Here is a 16,228-nt window from a genome sequence, read left to right on the forward strand (position 1 = left end):
GAACCCACACACCGTATATCGGACAGACCCCGGCCGGACCCGTGGGAAGTGAGAGAGCGTCGGGCTTTTAGGGCTGTTTGGTGAGAGAGCGTCGGGTTTTAAGGGCTGTTTGGTGAGAGAGCGTCGGGGGTGAGGGCTTGGACGAAGTGCGGGGGCCAAGGCTGCGCTGTCGCGTACCCGGCGGGGACGTGCGCCGTCGTGACCGTTCCGTAAGAGGCCACGACGGCGGCTGCCGGGCTGCCGGCTGCCGGGCTGCCGGCGTCGGGGGTTCCTGCCGAGGCCGGCAGCGGGTGGCCGAGTACCTCGAATTCCAGAGTGAGCGAGGTCCGGCCGAGCGCTTGTACCCGCACCGACGCGGTGATGCGCTGGCCGAACCACAGCTTCGCTTTGTAGTTGATGACCTGCTGGACGCGGGGCGCGCTGGGGAAGTAGTCGGGCAGCTCCAGCGAGCGGAACAGCTCGGCCTCGGCGGCCTCCACCCAGCGCAGGATCGCCGAGTTGTGCTGGTGGCCGGAGGCGTCGGTGTCCACCCACTCCACCGTCCGCTGGACGCTTGCTTCCGGCATGGTTCTCCTAGCCGACGCTGACCGCCGCGTCTTGCTCGTCGGGGTCAGCGGTTGCTTTCCCTTCGGTCACCCGCGCTTCCTGCTGCGGCTTCGGGATAAGTGCGACGGCGGCAGCGGCCAGGACCGCGATACCGGCGAAGATTCCGAAGTTCGCCTCAAACGGGAGCTTGGAACCTGCGATCCACCCTCCGATCAACGGCCCGGAGATAGCGCCAAGCCGGGCGAAGCTGAGTGCCCAGCCCGTCGCCGTGCCGCGGACCTTTGCCGGGTAGTAGTCGGCGATGTACCCCGTGAGGACCAGCGACGTGGAGATGGAACCAACGCCGGCGAAGGCCACGAGCAGCAGGTTGACCACCATGGTGTTCGGGAAGACCAGGAGCATGATGCCCAGGCCGCCGAGGATGTAGAACACCACCAGGATGAGTTTCTTGCCGTATTTGTCTGCCGCCCGGCCCAGAAGCAGGCCACCGATCGCCGAGGCGAGGCTGAAGACCAGGAGGAACGTCAGGGACGAACCGAGATCGTAGCCGGCCTTCTTCATGATGCTCGGAAGCCAGGTGTTGAGGCCGTAGACCAGGAGCAGGCCGCAGAACAGCGAGATCCAGAAGAAGACGGTCGAGCGGAGATACTGCAGGGAGAACATGGTGGTGATGGTCTTCCACCACGGGTCTGCGGCTTGGTTGCTAATGGGCTTGGCGGCCACCACCGGGCGGTAGTCAGTGATTCCGAGCCTGGCAGCCAACGTCTTTGCCTCTGAACTGCGGCCCTTCGACTCTAGGTACTCAAGGGATTCCGGCAAGAACTTCCAGATGACCGGCAGCAGGATCACGGGGGCTGCGCCGATCGCGATCACCGCCCGCCATCCACCCAGCGGAAGGACGAACAGGGCTGCCAGCGCGGCCGCGACAATCCCCAGCGAGTACCCGGAATACATGAGTCCATAGTTATAAGAGCGCTTGTTCGGAGCGGAGTACTCGATGGTCAGCGCCGCTGCCACGGGGATCACGCCGCCCATGCCGAGCCCACCGATCAGGCGGAAGAGGCCGAAGAGTTCAGGCGTAGGAGCCCAGGCTGCACCGGCCTGCGTCAGCGTGAAGATGATCATGGACGCAAGCAGCATCTTTTTGCGGCCCACAAGGTCGCTGAGGGTGCCGATGAACAAGGCACCGATAAGCATGCCGATCAGGGCATATGACCCCAAGCCGCCCAGAGCCAGCGGCGAGAGGTTCCACTCTTTGTACTCGGCGAGGGCCGGGAGGACGGCTCCCAGCACTCCGACGTCGTAGCCTTCGGCGAGAATCGCCAGCCAGCAGCAGAGGAGCACAACACCTGTGGTGCGCTTAGGCACGTTCCAGGTGTTCAAAGGTGCGGCGGCCACGGCTACTTCACCAGGACCGATGCTGCGGCGGCGGCAGCAGGGGTCCAGCGCAGGTGCGTGATGGCTTCCTCGGCGTCCGGTTCCTTGAGCAAGGACAACCGCGGTCGGACAGCGTCGGTGCGGGAGCTCGGGGGCTTGCGGCGTCCGGCGCGGAATTGCGGGATCCACTGGGCACCCGGGCCGTGGTACTCCTGCTCGGCGGCTGCGTGGAGGGTCCATTGGGGGTCGTAGAGGTGCGTCCGGCCGAGTGCGATGAGGTCGGCGCGGCCTGCGAGGAGGATCGAGTTCACGTCGTCGTAGCTGGAGATTGCGCCGACGGCAATCACTGCCACTCCTGCCGGGGCGGCGACTTCCTGGCGGATGCGGTCCGCGAACGGGGTCTGGTAGCTGCGGCCGAACGCGGGCTTCTCTTCCTTGGCCACCTGTCCGGTGGACACGTCGAGCCCGACTGCGCCGTGCTCAACGAAGGCCTTCGCGATCTGCAGCGAGTCGTCGGAAGTGTTGCCGCCGTCGATCCAGTCCGTCGCGGAGATGCGCACCGTCACCGGCCTGTTGGCAGGCCACGCCGCCCGGACGGCGTCGAACACTTCCAGCGGGAACCGCAGCCGGTTCTCCAGGCTGCCGCCGTATTCGTCCGTGCGCTGGTTGGAAACGGGAGACAGGAAGGAGGAGAGCAGGTAGCCGTGGGCTGCGTGGATCTCCAGGAGGTCGAAGCCGGCTGCCTCGGCGCGCTGCGTCGCGGCGACGAACTCGGCCTTGATGGCGTCCATCCCGGCGCGGTCCAGTTCCAGCGGGGTCTGGTTTTCGGGGCCGTACGGCAAGGCGGAAGGCCCGACGGCGGTCCAGTTGCCGGAGTCGAGCGGCTGGTCGATGCCTTCCCACATGAGCTTGGTGGAGCCCTTGCGGCCGGAGTGTCCCAGCTGGGCACCGATTTTCGCGGTGGAGCGGGTGTGCACGAAGTCGACGATTTCCTTCCAGCTCTCGCGCTGTTCGTCGGTGTAGAGGCCGCTGCAGCCTGGGGTGATGCGGCCGGATTCGGAGACGCAGACCATTTCGGTCATGACCAGCCCTGCACCGCCCAAGGCCTTGGAGCCGAGGTGGACCTTGTGGAAGTCGCCGGGGACGCCGTCCGTCGCGGAATACATGTCCATCGGGGAAACAATGATCCTGTTCTTCAGCTCGAGTTCGCCGATGCTGAAGGGCTGGAACATGGCCGGTGCCACCTGGCTGAGGCCCTGCGAAGAAGCGAAGTTCCGGTCCACTGCCTCCGCGAATTCGGGGTCGCGCAGGCGCAGGTTCTCCTGGGTGATGCGGCGGCTTCGGGTGAGCAGGTTGAACGCGAACTGTGTGGGGTCCTGGTCCTTGTACTGGCCGATCCGTTCGAACCACTCCAGCGAAGCTTGCGCGGCACGCTGGGTGGACGCGACCACGGGGCGGCGCTCGGCTTCGTAGGCTTCCAGTGCCTCTGCGACCGTGGGGTGCTCGTGCAGGCAGGCAGCCAGTGCGAGGGAGTCTTCCATGGCCAGCTTGGTGCCCGAGCCAATGGAGAAGTGAGCCGTGTGCGCGGCGTCGCCCAGCAGGACCACGTTGCCCTTGCGCCAGCTCTGGTTGCGGACAGTGTTGAAGTTCAGCCACTTGGAGTTGTTGGACAGGACCTCGTAGCCGGCCAGTTCCTCGGCGAAGATCTCGCGGATCTTAGCGATGGCCTTCTCGTCGGAGACTCCTGGTGCGAAGACCTCGTCGGCGGTCTCGTCGAAGCCGGCCGCGTGCCAGACGTCCTGGTGCATTTCGACAATGAACGTGGAGCCTTCATCCGAGTACGGGTAACCGTGGATCTGCATGACGCCCCACTCGGTTTCCTTCACGAAGAACTTGAAGGCCTCGAACACCTGGTCTGTTCCGAGCCACATGTACTTGTTGGTGCGCGGGTCCAGGTCCGGGCCGAACGCGTCAGCGTACTTGGCGCGGATCTGCGAGTTCACGCCGTCCGCGGCAAGGACCAGATCGTAGCCGGCTTCGAGTTCCTCGATGGCGGGGGCCATGGTGCTGAACCGGACATCGACGCCGAGTTCGATGCACCGGCGCTGCAGGAGTTCCAGGAGTTCCTTGCGGCTCATCGCGGCGAAGCCCTGGCCGCCTACGGTGATCATTTCGCCGCGGAAGTGGATGTCGATGTCCGACCAGCGGGCGAAGCGCCGGCTCATGTATTCGGCGACCACGGGATCGGCGTTGCCGATGCCACCGAGGGTCTCATCGGAAAACACGACGCCGAAGCCGAACGTGTCGCTCGCGGCGTTGCGTTCCCAGAGGGTGATGTCGTGGGACGGGTCCAACTGCTTCATCAGTGCTGCGAAGTACAGGCCACCCGGGCCGCCTCCGACGATTGCGATTTTCATGGTGGTGCTCCTTCTACGCCTGGCCCTGGCCGGCGGGGGTAAGTTCGTGGGTTGCTGTTTCCTCTGCGAGGACACGGTCGCGCAGCTTGAAGTGCTGCAGCTTGCCGCTGGGGTTGCGGGGCAGTTCGGTGACGAATCGGATATCCCGCGGGTACTTGTACGGGGCGATGGTCTGCTTCACGAAGTCCTGGATTTCCTTGCGCTTCGCGGGGTCGCCAATGACTCCTTCGCGCAGGACCACGAACGCGCACACGATGCTGCCGCGCTGCTCGTCCGGAATGCCGACGACAGCGTTCTCCACCACGTCCGGGTGCTGGTCGATCGCGGCCTCAACCTCGGGGCCGCCAATGTTGTAGCCGGACGAGACAATCATGTTGTCCGAACGGGCCTGGTAGGTGAAGTAGCCGTCCTCATCCATGGAGAAGGTATCTCCGGTGACGTTCCAGCCGTTCACGACGTAGTTCAACTGCCGGGGATCGTCCAGGTACCGGCACCCGGTGGGCCCGATGATCGCGAGGCGTCCGGACTGTCCCGGGCCGAGTTCCTTGCCCTCGGGATCGAGGATCGTGGCTCGATAGCCCGGCACCGCCTTGCCCGTAGTGCCGGGGCGGATGTCATCCCCTGCAGCAGAAATGAACACGTGCAGCATTTCCGTGGCACCGATCCCGTTCACCAGGCTCAGTCCTGTGGCTTCATGGACGGCTTCCCACGTTTCCTTGGACAAGTGCTCCCCGGCGGAAACGGCAATCCGAAGACGGCTCAACAGCTCGCCGCGGTTCTCCTTGAGGATGGCCCGGTACGCTGTCGGAGCCGTGAACAAGATGGTGGCTCCCGCCTCGGCAGCGCGTTCGGCCAACTCCACCGGACCGGCCTTCTCGGTCAGCAAGGCAGAGGCCCCGAACCGCAGCGGGAAGACCACCAGTCCACCCAGGCCAAACGTGAAAGCCAAGGGCGGGGAACCGGCGAACACGTCGTCCGCAGTGGGCTGCAGGATGTGGCGGGCGAACGTGTCCGCGTTCGCCAGGATGTCCCGGTGGAAATGCATGGTCACCTTGGGCACACCCGTAGTTCCGGACGTCGGGCCCAGCAGGGCAACATCGTCCGAGGACGTGTCCACCGCCGTGAACTCCCCACTCTTGCGCCCGCAGCGGGCGGTGAGGTCGCCGTCGTCGTGCGCTCCATAACTGAGGACGGCAACGTCATCCCCGGCAGCGACAGCGAGTTCGTCGACGAAGCGGTGGTCCGAGATGGCGACCACGGGCTTGGTCAGCTGGATGATGGTGGAAACCTCAGTGGAGCGCAGCATCGGCATGGTGGTCACCACCACGGCTCCGGCCTTGATCACGCCGAGCCACGCCGCGACGATCCACGGGTTGTTCGGGCCGCGGAGCAGGACCCGGTTGCCGGGGACGATTCCGAGATCTTCGGTGAGGACCTGGGCCACCTGGTTGGAGCGGGTCTGGAGTTCCCCGTAGCTCCAGACTTCGCCGTCCGGGGTACGGAGTGCCGGGCGGTCTGCGCCGAACTGTTCGACAGCGTCGTCGATCAGCACTGAGGCGGCGTTGAGCCGGTCCGGGTAGTTGAGTTCGGGGAGGGTGAATTCGAACGCCGGCCAGGTTTCGGCGGGCGGCAAGTGGTGGCGGGTGAACGTGTCCACGTGGGCCGATGGCAACATGCTCATGGCCGTTCCTTTCAGTGGTGCGTCGTTGGGGCTGGGTGTGGGTGAGTCAAGCGCGGATCATGCCTTCTTGGGCGACCGTGGCCAGGAGTCTGCCTTGCCGGTCGAAGAAGCGGCCCATAGCCAGGCCGCGGTTGCTTTGGCCGGAGATGGCTTCCTGGGCATATAGGACCCAGTCGTCCACGCGGCCGTCGCGGTGGAACCACATGGAGTGGTCCAGGCTGGCGGTAGCGAGTCCGGGGCTTGACCAGTTCAGGCCGTTCACCCGGAGGAGCGGTTCGAGGATGGTGTAGTCGCACACGTACGCGAGGGCAGTGCGCTGGAGGTTGGCGTCATCCGGGAGCGAGTCGAATGCCTTGACCCAAATGGCCTGCTGTGGCGCGGCCCCGCCCTCAAGTTCGATATATACCGGACCGGGAATATGCCGCATGTCGAAGCTGCGACCGGTACCCCAGTAGTCGGCGGCGCTTCCTTCGATACCGGCCAGCACTTCCGCTGCCGAGCGAAGGGATTCAGGTTCGACGGCGGCAGGCGCCTGGGGCTGGAAGTCCGGGCCGTCTTCGGGAACCTGGAAGGAACCCATCGCGGCATACAAGGGCTTGCCGTTCTGGAAACCCCGGACGGTACGGGTGGAGTACCCGCGGCCATCCCGCAGCCGCTCCACTTCGTAGCGGACCGTGGAACCAATATCCACCGGGCGCATGAAGTAGCTGTGCATCGAGTGGAGCTGCCGGTCGGCATCCACCGAGCGCATCATTGCCGCTGCGGCCTGGGCCACCATGTCTCCACCGTAAGCCTTGGGCCACGGAACGTACTGCGTGGTCGCTTCGTAGGCCTCGTCGAAGACCTGCGCCTCGGTTTCCGTGAGCTCGACGGCCCGGAGGAACGTCTCCGAGGTCAGGGTTCCCGTGATCATGGCTTAAGCCCGGCGGTAGTCTGCGAGAGTTTCGTCCGGGACGTCCTCGAGGTTGACCACGAGGTTTTCCGGGGTCCGGGCGGTCAGCCAAACAAGCTCCTCGGTGACGGACATGTTCGCTTCGACGTGCGGCATGAACGGGGGCACGAACACCCAGTCGCCGGCCTTCATGTCGATGAACTCTGAGTAGTTTTCGCCAAAGTAGATACGGCCGTGGCCGCGCAGCACGTAACCGCCGGTCTCAGCTTCGCCGTGGTGGTGCGGGAGGGAACGGTAGCCGGGAGTGTTGGAAACCTGCCCGAACCAGATCTTGGTTGCCGGGGTGTGCTGGATGCTGACGCCGGAAACGCGGACACAGTCGCCGGACTGCATCGTGTTGGTGTCCTCCTCACCGGCACGGGTGACGACGGGGACAACCTTGCCGTCGGGCTGGGCGTAGATGGAGTTGTCGCCTTCGAGGCGGTACTCGGTGGTGGTCTGGCTCATGGGTTTCTCCTTGTGTCTCTTACGCTGAATGTCTCTTACGCCGAAGCGGTTACGGGTGCGTGGATGCGGAACTGGTTCTCCAGCCGGCCGATTCCGTCGATTTCGGTGACCAGGATGTCGCCGTCGTTCAGGAAGCGCGGCGGGGTCATGCCCATCCCCACTCCCCCGGGCGTTCCCGTCAGGACGAGATCGCCCGGGCGAAGGACGGTGAACTGTGAGATGTAGGAGAGCAGCTGTGCGGGGTCAAAGACGAGCGTCTTGGTGTTCCCGTCCTGCACGAGTTCGCCGTTGACATAACCGCAGACTCGGAAGTGCTCTCCGGCTTCATCTGCCGTGACCATGACCGGCCCTACGGGCGTCGTCCGGTCCCACGCCTTGCCTTGGAACCATTGCAACGTGCGGCTCTGCCAGTCGCGCATGGAGACATCGTTGGCCACGGTGTACCCGGCAATGGCGTCCCGGGCCTGGTCCTCATCAGCCCGGTACAGCTCCGAGCCCACGACGACGGCCAATTCGGCTTCCCAGTCGACGCGGGCACTCCCCTGGATTTCCACGGCATCGTTCGCGCCAACCAGGGTGTCCGCGTACTTGGCGAACAACGTGGGGTACTCGGGAAGGTCGCGGCCCATCTCCTGGATGTGGTCCCCGTAGTTCAAACCGCAGCAGATCACCTTGCCCGCGCTGGGCACGAGGGGCGCGAAATCGGGGTTGGTCAGGACTTCCCCGCCCGCTGCTTCGGCCACGGTCTTTTCAGCCACTGTCCGCCAGTTTTCCTGGGCCAGGAGCGCGCCAACGTCACTGGCCGGGAGCGCGAGGTATGTGCCATCGCCCGCGGCGAGTGCCGCCGTCGTACGTCCGTCTGCGGTGCGCAGAGTGGCAAGTTTCATCGGTTGGTTTCCCTTCGATTTTTTGATGTGTCGACTTTTTTACGATCGTCACATATGCTCAACGTAGCAGGGCGGGAATGATCTGCATAGGGGCTTTTCAAAACTTTTCGCAACTGCCACAACTGAGGAGGACCACCATGAGCCACAAGACCATCAACCCGGAATCACTGCCCAAGCCATCGGGTTTCGCGCACGGCATGCTCGCCGGAAATACCGTGTTCCTGGGCGGGCAGACAGCTCTTGATAAGGACATGAACATCGTGCCGGGCGGCATCGTGGAGCAGTTCACGCAGGCCTTTAGCAACGTTCTCACCACGCTCCGCGAAGCCGGCGGACAGCCCGAGGACCTGGTCAACGTGACCATCTACCTCACCGACGTGGACGATTACATGGCGAACGGCCGGGAAATCGGGCGCATCTGGCGCGACATGGCCGGCTCGCAGTACCCGGCGATGGCCGGTATCGGCGTCACGCGCCTGTGGCAAAAGGAAGCGATGATCGAGATCCAGGGCATCGCCGTCATTCCGGAGCGGTAAGCCTCTGGCCTTGGCTCTTGGGCGTGCGGCAGCATAGCCGTATGGGAACCGTCACCGAGTACTTGGAAAACGTCAGTGCTGCCAACCGACCGGCGTTGGACCGGATTGTTGCCATTGCGCGAGAGCTTGCGCCGGACGCCGAGGAAGGCACCAGTTACGGCATGCCTGCTCTCATGGTTGGGGGCAAGGGATTCGTGAGCGTCCTCGAAACCAAGAAGCACTTGGCGCTGTATCCGTTCAGCGGGCAGATCCTGCCTGAGATGTCCGAGGAGCTGGGTGGGTACTCGTGGTCGCCGGGCACGCTGCGGTTTTCCGTGGACAATCCCGTGCCCGATTCGCTCGTCCGACGGATCCTCGAGACCCGGCTGGCGGCGATCCGCAAGTAAGCACTCCCCGCGCCCAACTGGGTCGCAATTAAGCGCGTTTTGACCGCTGAAAACGCGCTTAACTGCGACCTACTTGGGTCAGTGCTTGGCGGAAACGTCCTGGGAGATCGCGTCCGCAGTTGCCACGACTTCCGCGCGGACCGAATCGAGGTAGCCTTCCGGCTGGGCCGCGACGGCTTGGGCCTGCAGGGACACGTTGATGGCCGCGACAGTGTCGCCGTTGTTGCGGTTGTGCACGGGCGCCGCAATGGACATGAGGCCGAGCTCCAGCTCCTGGTCCAGCAGGCACCAGCCTTGCGTTCGGACGCGCTCGACGGCGGCCCTCAAGTCGGTCGCGTTGGCTACGGTTCGCGGGGTGAGGGGCGTGAGTTCGGCCTTCTCCAGGTAGGCGTCGAGCTTGGCCGGCGGCAGGCCGGCGAGCAGCACCCGGCCCATCGACGTCGCATATGCGGGGAAGCGGGTGCCCACGGTGATTCCCACGTTCATGATCCGCTTGGTAGCGACTCGGGCAACGTAGAAGATGTCCTGCCCGTCCAGGACCGCAGCCGACGTGGACTCCCCCAGCTTCAGGCTGAGTTCTTCAAGGTGGGGTTGGGCGAGCTGCGGCAGGGACAGAGCTGAAAGGTACGAGTACCCCAGCTGCAGCACCTTGGCCGTGAGCGCGAAGGTCTTGCCATCCGTGCGGACGTAGCCGAGTTCAACCAAGGTGTGCAGGAAACGGCGGGCCGTGGCGCGGGTCAGGTCTGTTCGGGCCGCGACTTCGCTGAGGGTCATCACCGGGTTGTTCGCATCGAAGGCCCGGATCACTGCAAGACCCCGAGCCAACGACTGAACGTACTGGTCGCTGGCCTGTGGGGTCGTTGCGGATTCGCTCATGGTTACCAATCGTAGTTTGCGTTGTGGGGCCTGCTGTGCGGGCCAATTCCTGCGGGCAGGGTGTTCTGCGGGCCCCACAACGGGAGTTACTCGGCCTTTGTGAGGGCCAGGGGCACGAGTTCCTGGATTTCCTCAAACGTGCAGCCGAAGGTTTCGCGGACGGTGACGCCTTCGGGGCCGGTGAGGAACACGGCTTTGTCGGTGTAGACGCGGGTGACGCAGCCGACGCCGGTGAGCGGGTACGTGCAGGCTTCGACGAGTTTGGAGGCACCGTCGCGGGTCAGCAGGGTCATCATGACGAACACGTCCTTGGCTCCGGTGGCCAGGTCCATGGCACCTCCGACGGCGGGAATCGCATCGGGCGCGCCGGTGTGCCAGTTCGCGAGGTCACCGGTCGCGGAGACCTGGAAGGCCCCAAGGACGCAGATGTCCAGATGCCCGCCGCGCATGATCGCGAACGAGTCGGCGTGGTGGAAGTACGAGGCTCCGGGGAGTTCGGTGACGGGGATCTTGCCGGCGTTGATCAGGTCACCGTCGACGTCGTCTCCTTCCGCGGCGGGGCCCATGCCGAGCATCCCGTTTTCCGTGTGGAGGGTGATGTTCTGTTCTTCTGTGAGGTAGTTCGAGACCAGGGTCGGTTGCCCGATGCCCAGGTTCACGAACGAGCCCGGGGCGATGTCTCGGGCCACCAGCTGGGCGAGTTCGTCGCGGCCAAGGGGCTTTTCGGACGTTTGGATGCTTGTCTCGGTGCTCATGGTCAGGCCACCTTTCCTGTTGTTCCGGCAGATCCGACCCGCACCACCGCATTGACGTAAATACCGGGCGTCACCACGTTCTCCGGGTCCAGCGAACCGGTCGGTACGATCTCGGAGACCTGGACGATGGTGTGCTTCGCCGCGGCGGCCATGATCGGGCCGAAGTTCCTGGCGGTCTTGCGGTACACCAGGTTGCCCTTCCCGTCCGCTTTCAACGCCTTGATCAGTGCGACGTCGGCGTGGATCGGGGTTTCGAACACCTGCCATTTCCCATCCAGGAAGCGGGTTTCCTTACCTTCGGCCAGGGTGGTGCCGTACCCGGTGGGTGTGAAGAACCCGCCGATACCGGCCCCGGCGGCGCGGATACGCTCGGCCAGGTTTCCCTGCGGGACCAGCTCCAGCTCGATCTCCCCGGCGTGGTACTTCGCGTCAAAATGCCAAGAGTCGGACTGCCGCGGGAAGGAGCAGATCATCTTCTTCACGCGGCCTTCCTTGATCAGCAAAGCCAGGCCCTGATCGCCTTGGCCGGCGTTGTTGTTGACCACGGTCAGGTCTTTGGCACCGCAGTCCATCAGCGCGTCGATCAGCTCGAACGGCTGCCCGGCGTTGCCGAACCCGCCGATCATCACCGTGGAACCGTCCTTGATCCCGGCCACGGCCTCGCCAACAGTGTCAATGAAAGTCAACATTGTCCCTACGCTCCTTCAACGCCAGCGGTTACGTTTTCCAGCACCACGGCCAGGCCTTGCCCCACGCCGATGCAGATCGCCGCGACGCCCCATCGCTGCCCGGAAGCCTGCAACGATCGTGCCAGCGTGCCCAGGATGCGGGTACCGGAGGCCCCCAGCGGGTGGCCCATCGCGATCGCGCCGCCGTGACGGTTCACGATGGACGGGTCGATCCCCCACGCGTCCACGCACGCCAGGGACTGGGCGGCAAACGCCTCGTTAAGTTCGACGGCGCCAACCTGGTCCCAGCCGATGCCCGCCTTCGCGAGGGCCTTGTTCGCGGCCTCCACCGGGGCGAACCCGAAGAACTGGGGGTCGTTCCCGTGCGCGCCGCGCCCGGCGATGCGCGCCAACGGTTCCAGGCCGAGGATCGACGAAGCAGCCTCGGACCCGATCCACGCCGCCGAAGCACCATCAGACAACGGCGAGGCATTCCCGGCGGTGACCGTGCCGCCGTCGGGCCCTGAACCTTCGGGACGGAACACCGTCTTCAACCCGGCCAGCTTCTCCGCGGAAGACCCGGCACGGATCCCCTCGTCACGAACCAAGTCAGTGCCCGGAACCGCGGTCACCAGGTTGTCGTAGAAGCCTTCGTTCCACGCGGCATCAGCCAGGTTGTGCGAGTCCGCCGCAAACTGATCCTGCCGCTCGCGCGTGATCCCGTACTTCTCGCGCAGTCGTTCGGTGGCCTCGCCCAGTGAGATGGTCCAGTCCTTGTTCATGGCCGGGTTCACCAAACGCCAACCCAACGTGGTCGAGGCGAGGGTCATGTCCCCTGCAGGGTACGGCTTGGACGTCTTGGGCAACACCCACGGCGCACGGGACATCGACTCCGCGCCGCCGACCAGCATGAGTTCAGCGTCGCCAGCGCTGATCTGCCGCGACGCGATGATCGCCGCGTCCAATGAGGAACCGCAGAGACGGTTCACCGTCGTGCCAGGAATCGAGACTGGCAGGCCCGCCAGCAGCGTAGCCATGCGGGCAACGTTGCGGTTTTCTTCGCCGGCGCCGTTCGCGTTGCCGAACACCACCTCATCGATCCGCTCAGGATCCAGTCCGGGAGCCCGGCGAACGGATTCACGGACCACGTGCGCGGCCAAATCATCGGGGCGGACAGCAGCCAGCCCCGAGCCGAACTTGCCAAACGGCGTGCGCACGGCATCGTACACAAAAGCCTGGTTCATAAGATTTCCTTCGTTTCTACGTACCCAACTAGGGGACAGTAAACGTCGCTATGGGCGTTCAGTGGGACGTTTGCTGTCCCCTAGTTGGGTGAGAGGGGTTAGTTGGGGGTGGGGGACGCCTCAGAGGCAGCGTCGATGTCCTGGAATACTTTCTGGGCCGTCTTGAACGCCGAGTTAGCCGACGGAACGCTGCAATAGATCGCAGTCTGCAGCAGGATTTCCTTGATCTCGTCCCTGCTCAGGCCGTTGTTGAGGGCCGCCCGGACGTGCATGGCAAGCTCCTCCCAGTGACCGTGCGCCACCAACGCCGTGAGGGTGACCGCGGACCGCATCTGCCGGCTCAGGCCGGGCCGCGTCCAGATCCCACCCCAGGCGATCCTGGTGATCATGTCCTGGTAGTCCTCGGTAAAGGAATCCGTGTTGGCGTTCGCCCGGTCCACGTGCGCGTTGCCGAGTACTTCGCGGCGAACCACCATGCCGGCGGCGTAGATCTCCTGGCCGGTGGCCTCGGGCTGCACGGCTCCGTAGCGCGACGGATCACCGCTCCGCTGGGGGTTTACTGCGTTCACAGCCCGTTCTCCTTCATGAAGTTCCGCATCAAACCAGCCACGACTGAAGGCGCCTCGGCCGGCGCAAGGTGCCCCACGCCGTCGAGCGCTTCAACAACGGCAGTACCGCCCCCGGCGCGAATGCCGGCAGCAGTCTCCTCAGCCACCGACGGCGGCGCCACCGAATCCTCGACGCCGGCAATCGCCTGCGTGGGGACGGTGATGCTCCCGAGTTGCTCGCGGACGTCGAATGCGGCGAGGGCGTCGCAGCAGAACGAGTAGCTGAAGCGGTCGGCGTCGCGGAGGGCGTGCAGGAGGCGGCTGCTGATGTCCGGCTGGCGGTCCATGAATCCCTTGGCGAACCAACGTTCTGCCGAACCCTGGATCATCACCGGCGTGCCGAGCGAGCGGACGGTTTCCGCGCGCTCCAGCCAGCCTTCGGGTGTGCCGAGCTTCGCGCCGCTGCACTGGACGGACAGGCTGCGGAGCCGGTCGCCGTGCTTGATGCCGAGCTGCAGTCCGGTGGCCCCGCCCAGCGAGACGCCAGCGTAGTGGAACCTCGCGCCCGGCACTACAGAGTCGACAAGATCGACGACGGCGTCAGCCAGTTCCGCTACATCGAAGCCTTCCGAGGCGGTCGGCGAAATGCCGTGACCGGGCAGGTCCCAGCCGATGACGTCGAACTCGTCACCGAGCAGGGCAGCGGTCTCGGACCACAGAATGGTGGACGTGCCCAGCGACGGGCCGACCACCAGGAGCGGCTTGGCTCCCAGTTCGCGCTGCGGGGACAGCAGCACAGCCTTGACGGTTGGCTTAGCCACGTGGGGCTCCCTTCGTTGAAGAAGTGAAATCGGGGTAGGCGGCGAGGATGCGACGGCTGATTTCCGTGGCCTCGCCCAGGTAGCTTGCGGGATCCAGGAGGGCGTCGAGCTCATCGTCCGGGAGCTTGTCGGCGGGTATCGCTTCGCGCAGGAGCTTGCGGTAGGTGTCCGACTGCTCGGATGGCGGTGCCATGAGCGTTTCGTCGACGACGGCCTGCAGCTTCTGCTTTCCGTCATCGCCCAGGCGAGGTGCGACGGCGGCCGACACACCTTCGCTGACGAGCAGCGGACCCGAGATCTCCAGGTTCCGGCGCATCGCGTCGGGGAATACCCGGAGGCCCTCAGTGAGTTCGCGGAGCTGGATGGCAGCCCCGATGGTGAGCGCGAGAAGGCGCCGCAGGGCCGGCCATTCCGTGTGCCACGCGCCGTCGGGGCGCTCATCATTGAAGGTCGCTGCAGCCAAGTGCAGCTGTGATGCGAGGCCCGGCGCCTGGAGTGCCGCACTGCGGACCAGCACGGACAACACGGGGTTCTGCTTCTGCGGCATGGCCGAGGAAACACCGCGGCCGGCAGCCAGGGGTTCGCCGAGTTCGGCCACCTCCGGGCGGCTCAGGAACAGCAGGTCGGCGGCGATCTTGCCGAAGGAATCCACGAGTGCGGCCAGTCCATCGCCCAAGCCGGTGACGGCCAAGCGGTTGGTGTGCCACGGGGCAACTGCCGGCGAGAGCCCCAGCTTGGAAGCCAAGGAATCGGCCAGCGTGAACGGGGTTGAGCCCGAGCCGGAGGCTGGGCCGGAACCCGAGCTAATCGCGGAGGCTGCGCCGGAACCCGGGCTAACCGCCAGGCTTGAGCCGGCAGCCGAGCCAGAATCGCCGGTCAGCTTGGTACCGGAGGCCAACGTTCCGCCCGCGCCGCCGAACTGCACGGGCAACTCCAAGGAAGTGAGCCGCGATGCAGCGGCCGCCACACCCTGGAACCACTGCGCGGACCTGAGCCCAAAGGTGTACGGAAGCGCATGCTGCGTCAGGCTCCGGCCCACGCACAGCGTGTCTGCGTGCTGCTCCGCCGAGGCGGCGAGCGCCGTCGTCGTTCCTTGCACCTCGGCGAGCAGCGCCGAAACGGTACGGCTGGCCAGGAGCATGAGGGCGGAATCGAGCACGTCCTGGCTGGTGAGAGAGGTATGCACAGCGGAAGCTGCCCCGATGCCGTCAGCGTCCAATTCGCGGACCTTCGCACGGAGTTCGCCGAGGAGCGGGATCACCGGGTTGGCGCCGCCCTGGGCACGCTCGGCAAGGAGGGCGAGGTCGTAGTGACCGGGATCGGCGGCTTCGGCCACCACAGCGGCGGACCCTTCCGGGGCGAGCCCGGCATCCTCAAGGACGGCCGCCCAAGCGGACTCGACGTCGAGGATTGCCGCGATCACGGCACGGTCGCCCGTCAACGCCGTCACGGCAGGTGAGGCGGTGACGGGGCTGAGGAGGCCGAAGTCGCCGTCGATCATGGCTGTTCCGAAAGGTCCAGCGACCCGTCCTGCTGGAAGTCCAGGAACACGGTCTCGTCGCCGCCCTGGAGGCGGATGTCCCAGGTGAGTCCACCATCGGCGTCGCGGCGCGCGATGAGGGTCTTGCGGCGCTCGGGATCGAGGGAGCTCAGCAGCGGATCGTTGGCCAGTGCTTCCTTGTTTTCCGGGAGGTACACGCGGGTGAAGAGGCGGTTCATGAGGCCGCGGGCGAAGACGGCCACGGAGATGAAGGCCGCAGCGCCAGGCTTGGTCGGACCGGGGTTGACCGTGGTGAACGTGTAAACGCCCGAGTTGCCCACCGATCCGCGGCCCCAGCCGGTGAAGGTGTAGCCGTCGCGGACCAGCGAGCCGGTGCGCTGGACGATGTTGCCTTCTGAGTCCGGCTGCCAGATCTCAAGGATGGCATCCGGGATGGTGTTGCCCGCGCCGTCGTACACCGTGCCCTGGAGGCGGATGCTGCCGGGGCTGCCGGGTGCCAGGAGCTCGTTGTCCTTGGTGAAGGGGAGGGCGTAGCCGTAGAAGGGGCCAACGGTCTGGCCCGGTGTGGGTGTCAGCTTGCTCATGT

At 65.4% G+C, this 16,228-nt stretch carries 17 protein-coding genes; 2 read left to right on the forward strand and 15 right to left on the reverse strand.

Going from position 1 to position 16,228, the window contains the following annotated elements; genetic code table 11:
• Window positions 1–98: 98 nt before the first annotated feature.
• The 7 genes from ACIQTZ_RS20250 to ACIQTZ_RS20280 are packed head-to-tail and all read right to left on the reverse strand — an operon-like array spanning window position 99 to window position 8,307.
• Entirely contained in the window at window positions 99–566 is a 468-nt protein-coding gene (locus tag ACIQTZ_RS20250) for an acyl-CoA thioesterase (protein ID WP_402947495.1), read from the reverse strand.
• Between the two features lie 7 nt (window positions 567–573).
• Window positions 574–1,944 carry an MFS transporter gene (locus ACIQTZ_RS20255; RefSeq protein ID WP_402983349.1) on the reverse strand — a complete coding sequence of 457 codons (1,371 nt, stop codon included), beginning with the start codon at window positions 1,942–1,944 and terminating at the stop codon, window positions 574–576.
• Between the two features lie 2 nt (window positions 1,945–1,946).
• A complete protein-coding gene (locus ACIQTZ_RS20260) occupies window positions 1,947–4,340 on the reverse strand; it encodes a bifunctional salicylyl-CoA 5-hydroxylase/oxidoreductase (protein WP_402983352.1) in 2,394 nt (797 codons plus the stop codon).
• A gap of 13 nt (window positions 4,341–4,353) precedes the next feature.
• Window positions 4,354–6,021, reverse strand: coding sequence for an AMP-binding protein (locus ACIQTZ_RS20265; RefSeq protein WP_402983354.1), 1,668 nt, complete (start codon window positions 6,019–6,021; stop codon window positions 4,354–4,356).
• Window positions 6,022–6,067: 46 nt separating this feature from the next.
• Window positions 6,068–6,934, reverse strand: coding sequence for an acyl-CoA thioesterase (locus ACIQTZ_RS20270; protein WP_402983357.1), 867 nt, complete (start codon window positions 6,932–6,934; stop codon window positions 6,068–6,070).
• A gap of 3 nt (window positions 6,935–6,937) precedes the next feature.
• Entirely contained in the window at window positions 6,938–7,420 is a 483-nt protein-coding gene (locus ACIQTZ_RS20275; RefSeq protein WP_397325220.1) for a cupin domain-containing protein, read from the reverse strand.
• 35 nt (window positions 7,421–7,455) lie between these two features.
• A complete protein-coding gene (locus ACIQTZ_RS20280) occupies window positions 7,456–8,307 on the reverse strand; it encodes a fumarylacetoacetate hydrolase family protein (RefSeq protein WP_402983360.1) in 852 nt (283 codons plus the stop codon).
• 137 nt (window positions 8,308–8,444) lie between these two features.
• Here ACIQTZ_RS20280 and ACIQTZ_RS20285 point away from each other — a divergent pair, with 137 nt between their 5' ends.
• Both ACIQTZ_RS20285 and ACIQTZ_RS20290 read left to right on the forward strand, forming a co-directional pair.
• Complete coding sequence (locus ACIQTZ_RS20285) at window positions 8,445–8,843, forward strand: RidA family protein (protein WP_402983363.1); 399 nt, start codon at window positions 8,445–8,447, stop codon at window positions 8,841–8,843.
• A gap of 41 nt (window positions 8,844–8,884) precedes the next feature.
• The gene (locus ACIQTZ_RS20290; protein WP_402983366.1) at window positions 8,885–9,229 is read left to right on the forward strand and encodes an iron chaperone; all 345 of its coding nucleotides are present in this window, start codon (window positions 8,885–8,887) and stop codon (window positions 9,227–9,229) included.
• A gap of 78 nt (window positions 9,230–9,307) precedes the next feature.
• Here the strand turns inward: ACIQTZ_RS20290 and ACIQTZ_RS20295 are convergent, their stop codons facing one another.
• The 8 genes from ACIQTZ_RS20295 to pcaG all read right to left on the reverse strand — a co-directional run bounded on the left by ACIQTZ_RS20295 (window position 9,308) and on the right by pcaG (window position 16,226).
• Entirely contained in the window at window positions 9,308–10,105 is a 798-nt protein-coding gene (locus ACIQTZ_RS20295; RefSeq protein ID WP_402983369.1) for an IclR family transcriptional regulator C-terminal domain-containing protein, read from the reverse strand.
• 86 nt (window positions 10,106–10,191) lie between these two features.
• Window positions 10,192–10,860 (reverse strand): 3-oxoacid CoA-transferase subunit B, encoded by a 669-nt coding sequence (locus ACIQTZ_RS20300; protein ID WP_402983372.1) that lies wholly within the window; start codon window positions 10,858–10,860, stop codon window positions 10,192–10,194.
• A 2-nt stretch (window positions 10,861–10,862) separates the two neighbouring features.
• Window positions 10,863–11,549, reverse strand: a complete 687-nt coding sequence (locus ACIQTZ_RS20305) for a 3-oxoacid CoA-transferase subunit A (RefSeq protein WP_402983375.1) — start codon at window positions 11,547–11,549, stop codon at window positions 10,863–10,865.
• A 5-nt stretch (window positions 11,550–11,554) separates the two neighbouring features.
• A complete protein-coding gene (locus ACIQTZ_RS20310; RefSeq protein WP_402983378.1) occupies window positions 11,555–12,772 on the reverse strand; it encodes a thiolase family protein in 1,218 nt (405 codons plus the stop codon).
• Between the two features lie 98 nt (window positions 12,773–12,870).
• Window positions 12,871–13,341: a 4-carboxymuconolactone decarboxylase gene (gene pcaC / locus ACIQTZ_RS20315; protein ID WP_402983381.1), complete on the reverse strand. Its 471-nt coding sequence runs from the start codon at window positions 13,339–13,341 to the stop codon at window positions 12,871–12,873.
• On the reverse strand, window positions 13,338–14,141 hold the full coding sequence (locus ACIQTZ_RS20320; protein ID WP_402983384.1) for an alpha/beta fold hydrolase: 804 nt from the start codon (window positions 14,139–14,141) through the stop codon (window positions 13,338–13,340). The genes pcaC and ACIQTZ_RS20320 overlap by 4 nt, the downstream gene beginning before the upstream one ends.
• A complete protein-coding gene (locus ACIQTZ_RS20325; protein ID WP_402983387.1) occupies window positions 14,134–15,642 on the reverse strand; it encodes an adenylosuccinate lyase family protein in 1,509 nt (502 codons plus the stop codon). The genes ACIQTZ_RS20320 and ACIQTZ_RS20325 overlap by 8 nt, the downstream gene beginning before the upstream one ends.
• A complete protein-coding gene (gene pcaG / locus ACIQTZ_RS20330) occupies window positions 15,639–16,226 on the reverse strand; it encodes a protocatechuate 3,4-dioxygenase subunit alpha (RefSeq protein ID WP_402983390.1) in 588 nt (195 codons plus the stop codon). Before pcaG ends, ACIQTZ_RS20325 begins: the two co-directional genes overlap by 4 nt.
• Window positions 16,227–16,228: the final 2 nt, after the last annotated feature.

Origin of the sequence: Paenarthrobacter sp. NPDC090520 (assembly GCF_044769205.1) — a bacterium.
Classification (GTDB): Bacteria; Actinomycetota; Actinomycetes; order Actinomycetales; family Micrococcaceae; genus Arthrobacter.